General features: G+C 35.4%; 12 protein-coding genes. 10 read left to right on the forward strand and 2 right to left on the reverse strand.

All coding sequences use genetic code 11. The features are described 5' to 3' along the window. Positions 1-147 precede the first annotated feature (147 nt). The 5 genes from ACPF9A_RS06065 (at position 148) to ACPF9A_RS06085 (ending at position 7,778) form a co-directional block, all read left to right on the forward strand. The gene (locus tag ACPF9A_RS06065; RefSeq protein ID WP_424002594.1) at positions 148-3,351 is read left to right on the forward strand and encodes a SusC/RagA family TonB-linked outer membrane protein; all 3,204 of its coding nucleotides are present in this window, start codon (positions 148-150) and stop codon (positions 3,349-3,351) included. A 7-nt stretch (positions 3,352-3,358) separates the two neighbouring features. Beyond that, positions 3,359-4,696 (forward strand): RagB/SusD family nutrient uptake outer membrane protein, encoded by a 1,338-nt coding sequence (locus ACPF9A_RS06070; RefSeq protein ID WP_424002596.1) that lies wholly within the window; start codon positions 3,359-3,361, stop codon positions 4,694-4,696. A gap of 271 nt (positions 4,697-4,967) precedes the next feature. Beyond that, complete coding sequence (locus ACPF9A_RS06075) at positions 4,968-5,669, forward strand: FadR/GntR family transcriptional regulator (RefSeq protein WP_424002598.1); 702 nt, start codon at positions 4,968-4,970, stop codon at positions 5,667-5,669. 56 nt (positions 5,670-5,725) lie between these two features. Beyond that, complete coding sequence (locus ACPF9A_RS06080) at positions 5,726-7,003, forward strand: MFS transporter (protein ID WP_424002600.1); 1,278 nt, start codon at positions 5,726-5,728, stop codon at positions 7,001-7,003. Between the two features lie 13 nt (positions 7,004-7,016). Then, positions 7,017-7,778 carry an SDR family NAD(P)-dependent oxidoreductase gene (locus tag ACPF9A_RS06085; protein ID WP_424002602.1) on the forward strand — a complete coding sequence of 254 codons (762 nt, stop codon included), beginning with the start codon at positions 7,017-7,019 and terminating at the stop codon, positions 7,776-7,778. A 62-nt stretch (positions 7,779-7,840) separates the two neighbouring features. Here ACPF9A_RS06085 and ACPF9A_RS06090 read toward each other — a convergent pair whose 3' ends face one another. Further along, the gene (locus ACPF9A_RS06090) at positions 7,841-8,857 is read right to left on the reverse strand and encodes a LacI family DNA-binding transcriptional regulator (protein ID WP_424002604.1); all 1,017 of its coding nucleotides are present in this window, start codon (positions 8,855-8,857) and stop codon (positions 7,841-7,843) included. A 149-nt stretch (positions 8,858-9,006) separates the two neighbouring features. Here ACPF9A_RS06090 and ACPF9A_RS06095 point away from each other — a divergent pair, with 149 nt between their 5' ends. The 5 genes from ACPF9A_RS06095 (at position 9,007) to ACPF9A_RS06115 (ending at position 14,569) form a co-directional block, all read left to right on the forward strand. Further along, on the forward strand, positions 9,007-10,053 hold the full coding sequence (locus ACPF9A_RS06095; protein WP_424002606.1) for a PfkB family carbohydrate kinase: 1,047 nt from the start codon (positions 9,007-9,009) through the stop codon (positions 10,051-10,053). A 35-nt stretch (positions 10,054-10,088) separates the two neighbouring features. Further along, complete coding sequence (locus ACPF9A_RS06100; RefSeq protein WP_424002608.1) at positions 10,089-11,309, forward strand: 6-phosphofructokinase; 1,221 nt, start codon at positions 10,089-10,091, stop codon at positions 11,307-11,309. A gap of 5 nt (positions 11,310-11,314) precedes the next feature. After that, positions 11,315-11,983, forward strand: a complete 669-nt coding sequence (locus tag ACPF9A_RS06105) for a bifunctional 4-hydroxy-2-oxoglutarate aldolase/2-dehydro-3-deoxy-phosphogluconate aldolase (protein WP_324025321.1) — start codon at positions 11,315-11,317, stop codon at positions 11,981-11,983. Positions 11,984-12,238: 255 nt separating this feature from the next. Further along, a complete protein-coding gene (locus tag ACPF9A_RS06110; RefSeq protein ID WP_424002611.1) occupies positions 12,239-13,900 on the forward strand; it encodes a tetratricopeptide repeat-containing sensor histidine kinase in 1,662 nt (553 codons plus the stop codon). 3 nt (positions 13,901-13,903) lie between these two features. After that, positions 13,904-14,569, forward strand: a complete 666-nt coding sequence (locus ACPF9A_RS06115; RefSeq protein WP_424002613.1) for a response regulator — start codon at positions 13,904-13,906, stop codon at positions 14,567-14,569. Positions 14,570-14,766: 197 nt separating this feature from the next. Here ACPF9A_RS06115 and ACPF9A_RS06120 read toward each other — a convergent pair whose 3' ends face one another. Then, positions 14,767-15,657, reverse strand: a complete 891-nt coding sequence (locus ACPF9A_RS06120) for a transglutaminase family protein (protein ID WP_424002615.1) — start codon at positions 15,655-15,657, stop codon at positions 14,767-14,769.

The raw sequence follows: 15,657 nt of genomic DNA on the forward strand, positions 1-15,657 counted from the left end.
CATGTACTATTTAACAGAATATGTTTCTCAAAAAAATTTGAAAAAAACATAACAGTAGTAAAAAATGAATCTAAACTCAATATTCATTTTAAATGCTTTAATCAGACTTTATCAAGTCGAACTTAAATTAACATAACAAGACAACAAATGAATTTAAAAACGAAATTAGTATTAATGATGATTATGTTATTCAACATATCATTATTCGCACAAGACGGGTACAACGTGACCGGTACTGTTAATGACAACACCGGCATACCGGTACCAGGTGCCAATGTTGTTATTAAAAATACAACGACTGGTACTTCTACCGATTTTGATGGTAATTTTTCTATTACTGTTAAAAATGGTGATGTACTAGAATTTTCTTCTATTGGTTATGCCAAAAAAGAAGTTGCAATAACTGGTCAACAAACCTTAGATGTTGTGCTTGTAGAAGACGCTAGCCAACTTGAAGAGGTTGTTGTTGTTGGTTACGGTACTATTAAAAAATCTCATCTTACAGGTGCAGTGGCAAAAATTGGTGGAGCTGAGGTTGCTGCCGTTCAAGTTGCGCGTGTTGATGATGCATTAGCAGGTAAGTTACCTGGGGTACGTATTCAAAACCAAAGTGGTGAACCAGGTTCTGCTCCAAAAATTCAAATTAGAGCTGCTTCATCTGTTTCTGGAGATTCTGACCCACTTATTGTGGTTGATGGTTTTCCTATTTCAGGTAATTTGGCTACCGTTAACCCAAATGACATTGAGAGTTTAGAGGTGCTAAAAGATGCTGCCTCTGCTGCTATTTATGGTTCTTTAGGTGCTAATGGGGTTATTTTAGTAACTACTAAAAAAGGGAAAAAAGGAAAAGTTAATTTTAGCTATAACACCTATACCAGCACTTCTAGCAAATATGTTAAAGACATTGAAATGCTTAAAACTGCAGGTGAATGGGCACAAGATCTACAATCGGGTGACTATGATTTATCTAATACTGACCCAGCTTTATTACAATATAGATTAGATGCATATACTAATGCACCTGATGTAATTAGCATGGAAGATTGGCTTTTTAGAAATGGTAGTTCAACTAGCCATGACGTTAGCGTAAGCGGTGGTTCTGAAAATTTAAAAGCATTTGCCTCTTTGGGTTATCTAAATACCGATGGTATCGTAAGAGGTCAAGGTTATGAAAGATATAATGGTCGTGTAAACATTGATGCTAATTTAAGTGAAAAGTTAAAAGCTGGTATCAGCATGAACGGATTTGTTGGTGATCAAGAAATTGTACCATGGGAAATGAGAGATCTTTTAAGAGCCTATAGTATTAGCCCTATTTACCATACGCAAGAGTCTATTGACTTCATTCAACAATTAGATCAAACTAGACAATCGGTTTACGATGCTAGTGTTGCACGTGGAGAGCCGATATCGCAGCTTAGTAGTTCATTTGACAGTAACTATAGAGGTATAGGTTTAGACCCTACAAGTATTTATGATTTGCAACCTGGTGATGTTGTTCACGATTGGCAATATGGTAGAAACCAAAATGGTATCGGTGGTACTGGTGATGCTGGTGTAGGTGCTAAATTTAACGAATCAAGAAGATTTCAAAAGACATACTTCGCCAACGCAAGCTCTTACTTACAATATGAACTTCTAGACGGTTTAAATTTAAAAACGATTTTTGGTGCTGATATTCAAGACACACAAAATTATGAGTACCATGGTCAAGTAACTGATGGTCAACAACGGTCTGATCGTTCTCAATTGTCTAATTCTAGTATCAAAAAATCTACGGTTTTAAGCACAACTACTTTAAGTTATGCGAAAACATTTGCTGAGAAGCATGATTTATCTGCAGTAGTAGGTATGGAATTTGTAAATACGTATTTTAAGGGTACTTCATCAGATGGAACTAATTTACCATTTGGCCTACCTCTTAATTACTCTTTTATAAATCCTGAAGATGTAAATACAACTACTATAGATGAGAAGCAGTCTAGAAGAGGTTATTTTGGTAGAGTTGCCTACGCATACGACGATCGTTATTTAGTATCTGCTTCGATTAGAACAGATGGTGATTCGCGTTTTGGTGCAAATGAAAAGTACGCTGTTTTTCCAGCGCTTTCTTTAGGGTGGAATGTAAGTAATGAGTCTTTTTTAGAAAACAATGAAAACTTAAGTCTTTTAAAGTTACGTTTTAGTACTGGTTCTTTAGGTACTGCCGCTTTCTTAGGTTCTTATCAATCACTAAGTATTTTAGGTACTTCACCAACTGCTTTCGGTACAGGTTTCCTTATTCCAACAGATGTAGCCAATCCTAACTTAACATGGCAGACTAATACAGAAACCAACTATGGTGTTGATTTAGGTTTCATAAACAACCGTTTCAGATTTAGCGCAGATTATTATACTTCTGATGTTAACGATATGTTAATCAACCAAAGTATTTCTGAAGTTAACGGTACACCTTCTATTGCACTTAACCGTGGCGATGTTACAAGTTCTGGTTTAGAACTTGAATTAACTACGAAACTTGTATCAAATGAAAATTTCTCTTGGAATGTTAGTGCTAATTACTCAACAGTTAATTCTGAAATTACAAGCTTAGGTGATTTAGATGAATTACCTAGACAAGTATATGGTGGTCCAAGTGGTAGAGGTGCTGAGTTCAGAAACTATGTAGGTGGTGAAGTTGGTGAAATGTGGGGCTACGCTGTAACTAGCGAGGTTGAAACACAATTCATTAACGATCCTTCTAGAAATATCGGTTTTGGTAGCTCAGAATGGTACGTTGTTGATCAAAACGGAGATGGTGAAATTACGTATGAAGGTGACTATGTGAAACTAGGATCTGCAACTCCTGATTTTTTCTGGGGACTTTCAAGTGATATGACCTATAAGAATTTTGATCTTGCATTTCAATTTCAAGGTTCTCAAGGAGCAGAAGTTTATAACATAGACCCAATCTACTGGAAATCTCAATTTGGTGGTAGATTAACAGATGCTTTTGATCCTGAAGGAGATGGTATTGCTAACATAGGGCCTAATGCAGGTAAGCATTATGTAGAAACTAGAGATGCACATGGTGCCATGGTTCAAGATGCCTCTTTTATCGCATTAAGAAACCTAACCTTAGGTTATTCTCTTAATTCAGATTTAACAGATAGAATAGGTCTTAGTTCTTTAAGAGTATATGCTGCAGCAACTAACTTGTTGTACATCTTTGCAGATGATTACACTTCTTTTAACCCAGAAGGTGTAGAAATCGAAAATTCAGGATATGCAGGACCAACAACTTACGGTTACCAAGAAGGTGCAAGCCCAATTGTAAGAAGCTTCACGATTGGTCTAAATGTTAATTTTTAATAAAGAAATGATGATAAAAATAAAAACTATATCTATAGTAGCAATTTCTATGTTGTTGATAACAGCATGCGAAAATGAACTAGATCAAACACCCCCTGTAGAACTTGAATCTAGTGCTTTAACCAATTTTGATGGTGTTTTAAATGCCGCTTACTATTACCATACAGGTGTTGTTACACCGCAAGCGGTAATGGGTGAATTTAGAGCAGACAACATAACATTTGATGATGAACCACCTTACCCAGATTTTCATAAATATAATTCAGATTTAGGTGGGTTAGCGATATCAGAAATATTCTTTCGTCCGTTTTACAGTAATTTATACAAGTCGATTCTAAGTGCGAACAATGTAATTGACAATTCTGATGATGCAACTCAAGTAGCAGAAGCTCAGTTTTTAAGAGCCTTATCTTATTTTAAGTTAGTTCTAGCATTTGGTGATGTAACTTTAAACTTATCCCCTTCACCAGATTCATCTGATTTGACTCTTTTAACGAGACAGCCAGCAGCTGACATTTATACAGATGTTATCATTCCAGATTTAACGAATGCAATTGCAGGTTTAGACAATTCTGGTTTAGGTAGTGGTCGTGCTTCTAAAATTGCAGCACAAAGTTTATTAGGTAAAGTGTATATGTTCGTTAATGATTATCCTAATGCAAAAATAGCACTTGAAAATGCTGTAAATGCAGCATCCGGTGCTGGGGTATCTTTAGAACCTGACTTCGCTAATGTTGTTATCGATGAAAGTTCAGAAATTATTTTTGCAACTCAGATATCTAGCTCTATTACTAATTCGGCCGGTGGTACTATTTTTTCTGGTTGGTTTCAAGGTGGAGATACTAAAGCAGATGAGCAAAATATTACTTTAAGCTTAATAGAAGCTTTTGATGCAAGTAGCACCGCTGGTGGTGGTACAGATTTAAGAGAAGCTTTAACCATTGATGTAGAAGCTAGAAAAGGCGTGAAATATTTAGGAGGACTTGATCAAGATTTTATAGAATTAAGGTTATCTGATGTGATTTTAATGTACGCAGAAGCCCTAAACGAAACGAGCTCACCTGCTTCAACTGTTTTACCATTATTAGACCCTATTAGAACAAGAGCTGGTTTAACTAGTTTAACTGGTACTGCAACTTCACAAGCTGAAGTAAGAGCAGCAATCGCACAAGAAAGAAGATTAGAATTAGCCTTAGAAGGCCATAGATGGTTCGATTTGGTTAGAACGGGTACTGTTGATGCTACCATGGGACAAACCATTGATAGCAACTATTATGTATTTCCAATTCCACCTTCAGAAGTACTTGCTAGTGGTGGTGTTATTACACAAAACCCAGGGTATTAAATTATAAGCTTTAATTTTTACTATTTGTAAATGCATGAATTAGCTAATCGAATTTATCAATATTAAAAATTAAAGCATTGTTTAAAGAAAGTTGTTTGAGTTAGTTTTTTAAGATTGCTGGCTTGTTAAGCGGGCCAGCAAATCTTTAATTAGTAGTTATTTTAAGGGAATTCGCAAGATTAAGGTCTTGAAAAATTTGTTTGCACAGTTAATTTCTTAAATTTGAAAAACCAATCTGGTTAACCAATTATTTTTAGATAAAATGTGATATATGAAGTTAGAAATCCTCACTAAAAATGACAACCAAGAACTGCAACACGAGATTATATCAAAAATACGTGATCTAATAAATCACAAAAACCTGGAACCAGGTGACAAGTTACCTTCAGAACGAATGTTATCAGAACGTTTTGAAGTTAGTAGAAGTAATGTTCGCGAAGCAATTCAAAAACTTGAATTCTACGGCATATTAAAATCAAAACCACAAAGTGGAACTTTCGTAGCAGATATTGGGCAAGTAGCTATGAACGGTATGATGGATGACATTCTTGGCTTAGAAGACCCCGATTTTAAATCTTTGGTCGAGACAAGAATTCTTCTTGAACTTAAAACCGTAAGATTAGCGGCTCAAAGAAGAACTGACGACGATTTAGAAAAAATGCAAGCCGCCTTAGAGGCTTATAAAGAAAAAGTATCGAACAACGAAGACGCTGTTCAAGAAGATTTACTTTTCCATTTGGCAATCGCCCAGGCATGTAGAAATAGTACCATCAATAGAATGATGCTAATTATTACACCAGAAATTATTAACAACTTTGAAAAATATCATGTTTGTGATAAGGATCAAGGAGCAATTAGAGTAATAGAGCATCAAAATATATTTGAAGCTATAAAAGAACAAGATACGCAGAAAGCGAAAGATATGATGAAGGTTCATTTCAAAGAGCTTTACAGATATTGCTATAATATATAAGAAGCTTTCTTTCTAAAAATTTATAACCAAGCACTAACCAAAAAGAATAAAGTATTATGAAAGTTAAAGGTTTAAGATGGTGGATTATTACATTGATTTGCTTGGCTACGGTAATCAATTATATCGATAGAACAGCTTTCGGTGTCATGTGGCCAGAAATGGGCAAAGATCTGGGCATGGACGAATCTGACTATGGAATAATGCTTAGCATTTTTATGGGCACCTATGCCATTGGTAAGTTCCTTTCAGGTAAACTTTACGACATTATCGGTACAAGAATGGGTTTCGTAGTATCAATTGTAGTTTGGTCGATAGCATCTGTATTCCATGCTTTTGCAAGAGGGCTTATTTCACTTACGCTCTTTAGAGCACTTTTAGGTTTAGGTGAGGCAGGTAACTGGCCTGGAGCAGTAAAAAGTAACGGCGAATGGTTTCCTGTAAAACAACGTGCAATAGCACAAGGAATATTTAATGCCGGAGCATCTCTGGGTAGTGTAATAGCTCCATTATTAATTGCCTTTCTTTATGGACATTTTGGATGGCGAATGACCTTTATCATCATAGGACTAGTTGGTTTAGTATGGGTAATTCCATGGTTGTTCATCAATAAGTCTAAACCAGGTAAACATCCTTGGATTACAGAGGAAGAGCTAAAATTTATAAATAGTGACAGAATCGTTGATTTAGATAAAGAAGACAGCGAAAAGGGACTTTCCGTCGGTCAAATATTAAGTTATAAAGAATCGTGGGGCGTATTGGCAGCTAGATTTTTTATCGAACCTATATGGTGGTTATTTGTAGGTTGGATGCCACTCTACCTAAATTCCGAATTCGGGTTTAGTGTAGAAGATATAGGATCGACTATTTGGATTTCCTATTTAGGTGGTATGGCGGGTAGTATTACCGGTGGTTGGTACAGTGGTAAGTTAATGGAAACAAGATCAGTAGATGCTGCTAGAAAAATTACCATAAGCATTGGCGGTGCCTTAATTTTCTTAGGCTTAATTGGTATCATCTTCCTAGTAAACGAAAATAATCCAATGACATTTATTTATATAGTTGGTATTGTTCTTTTTGGCTTTCAATTCGCCATTGGTAACATACAAACTATATCAAGTGACCTATTTAGAGGTCCATCTGTTGGAACCCTGGCAGGTTTAGCAGGTACGGTTGCCGCTGTATCGGTAATTATAATGAATTCTTTAATTCCAATGATTGCGCAGGTATCTTACACTCCGGCATTTATTGTAATAGCAGTATTAGCTCCAATGGCTGTACTGTCCATTTATATATTGATTAAAAAAATTAGACCAGTAGAAGTTGAATCAGAATAACAATTAAATAATTATGAGTACAGAAGGAAAAGTAGCAGTAATTACAGGAGCAACTGGAGGAATCGGATTTGAAGTTGCTAAAAGATTAGGACAAGACGGTTTTACCGTTATATTAAACGGTATAGACGACGCAGCAGGTGCTGAAAGAATTAAAGAACTTGCCGCAGAAGGTATTACTGCCGAGTACGTAGGGTTTGATGTTACCAATGAAGAAGCGGTAATTAAAAACATAAAAGCTATTGGTGATAAATACGGTAAAATAGATACGCTTGTAAATAATGCAGGTGGTTTAGGCGGTAGATCTCGTTTCGAAGAAATGACTACTGAATTTTACAGATCGGTAATGGCATTGAATCTTGATTCAACTTTCTTCGCTTCAAGAGCAGCTATACCTTACCTTAAAAAAGGTGTTCACCCATCAATCATTAACTATACGTCTAACGCAGCTTGGACAGCTGGTGGACCAGGTGCTGGTATCTACGGTACTTCTAAAGCTGGTGTTAATGCAATAACTAGAGCTTTAGCTAAAGATCTTGCTGAATACGGTATTAGAGTAAATGCAGTATCTCCTGGTACTATCGATACTCCTTTCCACGCACAGATCAAAGCTACTAAACCAGAAGTTTTTGCTTCATGGGCAAATAACATTATGTTAGGTAGATTAGGTCAACCTAGTGATGTTGCTGGTGTAGTTTCTTTCCTTGCTGGTAAAGATGCAGCTTTCATTACTGCAGAAACTATCCAAATTGGTGGTGGTCAAGCTTTAGGTATCTAATAAGTAGAAATTATTTTTACTTTATAAAAAAGCGTTATTGTAATCTTACAATAACGCTTTTTCTATTTCGAAGAATCACGTATGATCAGTTCTGAATCTAAAATGATTTTATTCAAAGATTGTTTCACTACATCTTTATCGACATAGCTTAAAAAAGTCTCTGCAGCAAGTTTACCTATTTGTTTGCTATGCTGACTTACACTTGTAATCGAAGGGGTTACCAAAGAAGTAAAAGGTTCATTTCCAAAACCTACTAGTTTAATTTCTTCCGGTACTTTAATATTTTTCTCCTTTAATACTTGTAGCGCACCTAAAGCTGCATAATCACTGGCTACGTAAATTGCATCAGGCCTGTTCTTCAATAACAATAACTTTTCTATTTGTTGCCTTCCATCTTCCAATGTTAAGCTGCTTTCTATCAATAATTCATCATCATGTGGTAAATCGTGCTTTTTTATCGCGTCTATATATCCTCTAATTCTGTTATTGAAAATTCGAGTTCTGCGATATCCGCCAATATGTGCAATTCTCTTACACCCTTGGGCTATTAAATGCTCAACGATCATATGACTGCTATCATAATCATTAATACCTACATAGTCAACATTCAAATCATTCTCTCCCCTATCGAAAAGAATTAATGGAATTCCGTTAGATTTTATTTTTTCGTAATATGATAGATCAACCGTTTCATTTGCCATCGATGCAATGATACCATCTACCTGTAAATAAAGTAACGTATCTATGTTGTTGCACTCTTTTTGAAAAGACTCGTTAGACTGTGTTATTATAATATTGTAACCGGCTTTATTAAGAACCCCCTCCATGCTCTCGACCACCGAAGAAAAGAAATGACTATTAGTTCTAGGTACTATAACGCCAACCAATTTGCTTTTCCCTTTTCGAAGTGCACTTGCTAAATGGTTAGGTTGATAGTTTAACTCTTTCGCAACTTGCTTTACAGCTTTTTTTGTTTTTACGCTTATACGCGCATCATCATTTAAAGCTTTGGAAACAGCTGCAGCTGAAATACCTAAAACATTTGCAATGTCTTTTAAAGTTGTTCTTTTTTTATTCAATTACTTTGTATATATTTGTTTAATCGATTAACCAAAAGTAAGACTTTAATTAACTTAAACAAAGAATGTCTGTTTTGGTTATTTTTTACCCAAATTGGTTAATCGATTAAACAGACGATAAATCAGTATATATTAAACTTAATATTCACATGAAAAAAGTAGTAACATTCGGCGAAATAATGCTTCGCTTAGCTCCTGAAGGATTTTTGAGATTTTCACAAGCAAATAGATTTGATGCTATTTACGGTGGTGGCGAATCTAACGTAGCGGTTTCTTTAGCTAATTATGGCGTTCCTGTAGATTTCGTAACACGTTTACCAAAGAATGATATTGGTGAATGTGCCATGATGGAAATGCGTAAAAGAGGTGTTGGCGTAGATAAAATTGTTTACGGTGGTGATCGTTTAGGTATCTATTTCTTAGAAACTGGTGCAGTATCGAGAGGTAGCAAAGTAGTTTACGATAGAGCACATTCTTCTATTGCAGAAATTAAATCTGGAATGATAGATTGGGATGCTGTTTTTGAAGGTGTAGAATGGTTTCATTGGACGGGTATTACACCTGCTATTTCTCAAGGAGCTGCAGATGTTTGTCTAGAAGCTGTAAAAGCAGCTAGTGCAAAAGGTATTACTATTTCTACCGATTTAAATTATAGAGCTAAACTTTGGACATTCTGTGACGATGCTCATAGAGAAAAAATCATGTCTGGTTTAACTGAATACTGTGATGTTATTTTAGGTAACGAAGAAGATGCTGAAAAGCATTTCAATATTAAACCAGAAGGTTTAGATATTACTACCCAAGGTCATGATGTTAAAGCGGAAGCATTCTTATCTGTATGTAAGCAGATGATGAAAAAATTCCCGAAAGCTAAAAAGGTAATTACAACCTTAAGAGGTTCTATTTCGGCATCTCACAACACATGGGCCGGTGTTTTATGGGATGGTACCAAAATGTACGAAACTCGTCAATACCAAATTACAGATATCGTTGACCGTGTTGGTGGTGGAGATTCTTTCATGGGTGGTTTGATCTACGGATTATTAAAATACCCAGAAGATGATCAAAATGCACTTGACTTTGCAGTAGCTGCATCATGTTTAAAGCATACAATTAAGGGTGATGCCAACCTTGTAACAGTTTCTGAAGTAGAGAAACTAATGGGTGGTGATGCTTCTGGTAGAGTTGCTAGATAATTAGAAAATAGCTTTAGAACTTCTAAAAACCAACAATGTCGAAAAAATCTGTTTTAATTCTTTGTGGTGGTGGACCTGCACCTGGTATAAATACCGTAATCAGTACCGTGGCAAAGGCTTTCTTAAAAGATAATTATCGCGTTCTAGGTTTACATGAAGGATTCAAAGGAATATTTGATGAAAATCCTAAAATCAAGGAGTTTGATTTTTTCCATGCCGATAGGATTTTCAGTAGAGGTGGCTCCACACTAATAATGAGCCGTTTTAAACCTAAAAACGAAAAACTAAACACTAGCCTGTTTATTGATAATAATGTAAAGCTGTTGGTAAGTATTGGTGGTGATGACACTGCTTCTACTGCCAACAGAATTACAGGATTTTTAAAGAAAGAAGGTATTTCAATTGCTAACATTCACGTACCAAAAACCATTGATAACGATTTACCGTTACCAGATAGAAACCCAACATTTGGTTTTCATTCTGCGAAAGATGAAGGTGTACGTATTGGTACTACTACCTATGAAGATGCGAGAACCAGCCAAAATTGGTTTGTAATGTCTACCATGGGTCGTTCTGCAGGGCATTTGGCGTTCGGTATTGCAGCGAGCTGCCACTACCCTATGATGATTATACCTGAAATGTTTGATCGTACTGCTATCACTTTTGATAAAGTGGTAAGAATGGTCATCTCTTCAATGATCAAACGTAAAATTGAAGATATTCATTATGGTGTCGCATTAATTAGTGAAGGGGTTTTTCATAATATGCCAGACTCTGAATTAAATAAGTGTGATATTAAATTCACCTATGACGATCATGGGCACCCAGAATTAGGTAATGTTAGTAAAGCGCATATTTTTAATATGCTCGTTCAAAAAAAATTAAAAGAGTTAGGTATTGATATTAAAAGTAGACCTGTTGAACTAGGCTACGAATTACGCTGTTGTAGACCTATTGGGTTTGACCTTACCTTATGTACGGTTCTAGGTCTTGGCGTAAAAAAATTATTTGACGAAGGTAAAAGTGGCTGTATGGTTACTGCGAATTCTAGAGGTGAAATTACTCCGCTATTCTTATCAGAAATTCAAGATGAGAACGGTAAAATTGCACCTCGATTGGTAGATATCAATTCAGAATTGGCAGAATTATGCTTTCAAAACTTATTCTATATAAGTGAAGAAGATTATGAGGATGCAAAAAAATATGTGGACAATCCTTCGGAGTACGATTTCAACAAAATTTTAACTGAGAAATAAAAAAAATGGCACAATATTCAAGAATTGAAGTAGCAAACGTAATGAAGGAATCTGGTATGGTTCCATTATTTTATCACCCAGACATCGAGTTAGGTAAAAAGGTTTTACAAGCTTGTTACGACGGTGGCGCACGTTTAATGGAATTTACGGCTCGTGGCGATTTCGCTTTCGAAGTATTTTCAGAATTGAACAAATACGCTATCAAAAACTTACCAGGTATGATTATGGGTGTAGGGTCTATTACAGATGCTGCAGCTGCTTCATACTACATGCAAATTGGTGCAAATTTTATTGTAACACCTTCTTTAAGAGAAGATATTGCAATTGTTTGTAATCGTAGAAAAGTATTATGGTCTCCTGGTTGTGGTTCTTTGACCGAAATCAACAAAGCCGAAGAAATGGGCTGTGAGATTGTAAAATTATTCCCTGGTGACCTTTACGGACCTGGTTTCGTTAAAGGAATCAAAGGACCTCAACCTTGGACAAGCATTATGCCGACAGGTGGTGTTAGTACCGATGAAGCTAACCTTAAAGGTTGGTTCGATGCAGGTGTTACTTGTGTTGGTATGGGATCAAAACTTATTAGTAAAGAAATTTTAGCAAATAAAGATTATGCTGGTTTAGAAGCTTTGGTAAAAAACACCTTGGCTACCATCAAAAAGCTGCGTTCATAAAGTATAGAGGCAACACCACGTGAATTCGACATTCACAAAGTGCGCCTTTTAAAAGTGCATATTTAAGTTGTTAGTTGGAAAAGGGCATTTAAACTTTGGCATTACGCTGAAGTTTGGTGCTCTTTTTGTTTGTCCTAATATCAAGACCCTTACCTTATTAATTAACTCATTCATATTCAGAGCTATAATTTTATAGGAGTAATAACTACGCCCTAATTCAAAAAATAATACCTAAAAAGTTTCTACATTAGAGGAATGAAATACAACAAAGTTTCATTTATTCTACCTACTCTAATTCTTTATGTTTTTGCATTTTGCTTTTCTTTAAGCTCTGCTGCACAAATGCCATCTGATAGTTCACTTTTTTTTCGAAATGCGATTGTAAATCCGGTTGAACCTCAAGACCTTCAATCAGGTATTAACTTTTTTACAAAGCAAAAAGAGAATCATTTAGAATTGCAAGACACTCTAAAAGTTATTTACGATTTAAGGCTTTTATCTATTGCTGAATTTAAAATAGGAAACAATTTCAATAGCGAAAACCATGTTGTAGAAGCCTTGAACCTCATTAATTCAATGGCTACCAAAGACACGTTGATTAATGCCAGAGTAGGCTTATACAATCAATTAGGTAGAATTTATAGAACCTCGAATAATTTTAATGAAGCTATTAATTCATTTGATAAGGCTTTACAAATAGCCACAAAATTAAAGGACAGTGTCATTATACTGAATAATAAAGGCAATATATACACCGACGAATTATCCTATTCCAAAGCCCTCGAAATATACAGATTACTTCACCAAAAACAATCGCAATTAAACAATTACGAACTAGGTTTAGTAGTCGATAACTTAGGGCACGTGCAGGCCAAACTAAACCAACCAGATGCTTTAAAGAATTTAAAAAGGGCTTTTGATATTCGTGAAAAAAACAATGATATTATTGGGTTACACTCTAGCACTACACATTTATCTCAATATTATTTAGACAGAAAAGACACGACCAATGCATTAGTATTTGCTGAAAAAACATTGGCACTATCAAATAAAATAAATAGTAGCTCATTTAAGATCGAAGCTATTAATTTACTTATGAATTTAAATAGGAATCCGCTTGTTCATGAATATATAAGATTAAACGATAGTATTACCAATGCCAAACAAATAGCAGAAAACAAAAATGCTTTTCTAAAATATAATGTTGCCGAAGAACAAAAGAAAACCCAAGCCAGTATATTACTTCAAGAAATTGAATCTCGCAAGCGATTGGCTTACCAAGCTCTGGCATTTATCATTTTTTTAATCTTAGTTGGTTCTTACTTTATCTATCGTAACAGATACCGCAAAGCTAAAATTGAAGAAATCTATAAAACAGAAACCAGAATTGCCAAAAAAGTACATGACGAGGTAGCTAATGATATGTATAAAGTTATGACCTCACTTGAAAATAATTCGGGTATTGACAGCAAGGTTATTGATGAAATGGAGAAGATTTATACCAAAACAAGAGATATTTCAAGAGAAAATAGTGCAATTGACTTAAGAAATGATTTTGATCTTCAATTAAATGATTTATTGCTTGGCTACAAAAACAACAAGGTAAATGTGATTACCCGTAACCTGTCTAAAATACCATGGAATACTGTATCAGAACATAAGAAAACCGCTATTTATAGGGTGTTACAAGAACTTATGACCAATATGCGCAAGCATAGCCAGGCATCATTTGTTACCCTAATTTTCAAAAAAGAAGGGTCTAAAATTCAAATAATTTACCGCGATAATGGGGTGGGTTGTGATCTTTTTAAAAAAAATGGGCTACAACATACGGAATCCCGTATCGCTTCTTTAAATGGAACTATTAATTTTGAATCTAAGCAAGGTGATGGCTTTAAGGCATCAATAATAATTTAATGCATGTTCAAAAAAGTTTTAATCGCGGAAGATATGGAAGACATCAACAAAGGTGTATTTTCATTACTGACCGAATTAGGGGTTTCTCAAATAGACCAAGTACAGTATTGCGATGATGCGTACTTAAAAGTTAAAAGAGCCAATTTAGATGGCGAGTCTTTTGATTTAGTGATATCTGACCTCTCTTTTAAAGTAGATCATAGATCACAAACCTACACTTCTGGGCACTCGTTGGTCGAAAAACTGAAAACGGAATTTCCTGAACTAAAAGTAATTGTGTATTCCGTTGAAGACAGACTACAAGCCGTACGAACGCTATTTAATCAACATCATGTTGATGCTTATGTATGTAAAAGCAGAAACGGTCTCAAAAACCTCACCGTTGCCATTAATGAAATAGCTGAAGGAAACACCTATCTATCTCCTGAAGTGGCAAATGCCTTTAGCAGTGAAAATGAACTAGAAATAGATGATTACGATATTTCTTTGCTAGATCATCTAAGCAAAGGATTATCGCAAGATGAAATCAGTGCTTTATATAGAAAAGAAAATATAGCACCTGCCAGTCTTAGCTCTATTGAAAAGCGGTTAAATAAACTCCGTATTCAATTTAATGCCAACAATGCCATACACCTAGTGGCTATTGTAAAAGATTTAGGGCTGATTTAAAAACTGGAATTTCATCACATTACGGAAAACCGTAAAGCTATTTTGTAGAATGTTAGTAGGTTTGCCGTACTTAAAAACAAGAATAAACACTAATCAATATCTATAACATTAATGCTATGGCCATCCTACCGAAAAGGTATTTCGGGGGAACTAACCGATTTGGTGGGTATGGCCTATTTATAAACCAATACCCCAAACTACACTACCGCAGCAATATCTACTGCTACATCTAATTTACTTTGACCACTACCATATACCACCCCTTTTAAAGGAGGTACATCATAGTAATCTCTACCCCAACCTACTACAATATGTTGGTCTTTTGGTATTTGATTGTTCGTCGGGTCAAAATCTACCCAACCAAAACCTGGTATAAAAATAGCGAACCACGCATGTGATGCATCGGCACCTACCAACTTCTTTTTCCCCGGGGCAGGCAATGTTTCTATATAACCGCTTATATATCTTGCAGGCAAACCAACAGAACGAATACAGGCTATTGCAATTTGTGCAAAATCTTGACAAACACCTTTCTTCTCTTTCATAACCTCTTCTATCGGGGTAGATATGGTAGAAAATTCAGAATCAAAGTCAAAATCGGTATAAATACGCTGCATCAATTCGAATGCTGCATCAAAAACAGAACGGTTGCCTTTAAAAGAAAGCTCGGCATATTCACGAATAGCCTTATCAGTTCTTCTTATAAAAATAGATTCTAATATATATTGTTTGGCCTCTAGAACTTCTGGTTCCATACCTTGTAATGCCGCTAGTGCATCATTCATTGTAATACTTTTGCAAGCTTCGCTATTGAACGATTCATGAAACTTGGCATATTCGCGCTTAATTTTACTCTTAGTAGTCACCTTTAAGGTTCTATGCTCTGTCTGTATTGAAAAACGTGTAATATAATTACCAAAAAAATCTACTCGCTCACTTATTTCTGCAGGCTCTGGCGTAATTTCGATTTTATATAATAATAGCTCTTGACCTTTAGATTCTCTTGGTCTAAGGGTTGCTATATTATGACAATAGCTAACAGGAGCATTATAATCGTACTTGGTAATATGTGTTACGTTGAATATCAT

Origin of the sequence: Maribacter sp. IgM3_T14_3 (assembly GCF_049603095.1) — a bacterium.
In the GTDB taxonomy this organism is placed as follows: Bacteria; Bacteroidota; Bacteroidia; order Flavobacteriales; family Flavobacteriaceae; genus Maribacter.

Excerpts from the sequence above, each read along its gene's own strand:
- ACPF9A_RS06065 (WP_424002594.1), top strand. The coding sequence starts at position 148 with ATGAATTTAAAAACGAAATTAGTATTAATGATGATTATGTTATTCAAC.
- ACPF9A_RS06070 (WP_424002596.1), top strand. The coding sequence starts at position 3,359 with ATGATGATAAAAATAAAAACTATATCTATAGTAGCAATTTCTATGTTG.
- ACPF9A_RS06075 (WP_424002598.1), top strand. The coding sequence starts at position 4,968 with ATGAAGTTAGAAATCCTCACTAAAAATGACAACCAAGAACTGCAACAC.
- ACPF9A_RS06080 (WP_424002600.1), top strand. The coding sequence starts at position 5,726 with ATGAAAGTTAAAGGTTTAAGATGGTGGATTATTACATTGATTTGCTTG.
- ACPF9A_RS06085 (WP_424002602.1), top strand. The coding sequence starts at position 7,017 with ATGAGTACAGAAGGAAAAGTAGCAGTAATTACAGGAGCAACTGGAGGA.
- ACPF9A_RS06095 (WP_424002606.1), top strand. The coding sequence starts at position 9,007 with ATGAAAAAAGTAGTAACATTCGGCGAAATAATGCTTCGCTTAGCTCCT.
- ACPF9A_RS06100 (WP_424002608.1), top strand. The coding sequence starts at position 10,089 with ATGTCGAAAAAATCTGTTTTAATTCTTTGTGGTGGTGGACCTGCACCT.
- ACPF9A_RS06105 (WP_324025321.1), top strand. The coding sequence starts at position 11,315 with ATGGCACAATATTCAAGAATTGAAGTAGCAAACGTAATGAAGGAATCT.
- ACPF9A_RS06110 (WP_424002611.1), top strand. The coding sequence starts at position 12,239 with ATGAAATACAACAAAGTTTCATTTATTCTACCTACTCTAATTCTTTAT.
- ACPF9A_RS06115 (WP_424002613.1), top strand. The coding sequence starts at position 13,904 with ATGTTCAAAAAAGTTTTAATCGCGGAAGATATGGAAGACATCAACAAA.
- ACPF9A_RS06120 (WP_424002615.1), bottom strand. The coding sequence starts at position 15,657 with ATGATATTCAACGTAACACATATTACCAAGTACGATTATAATGCTCCT.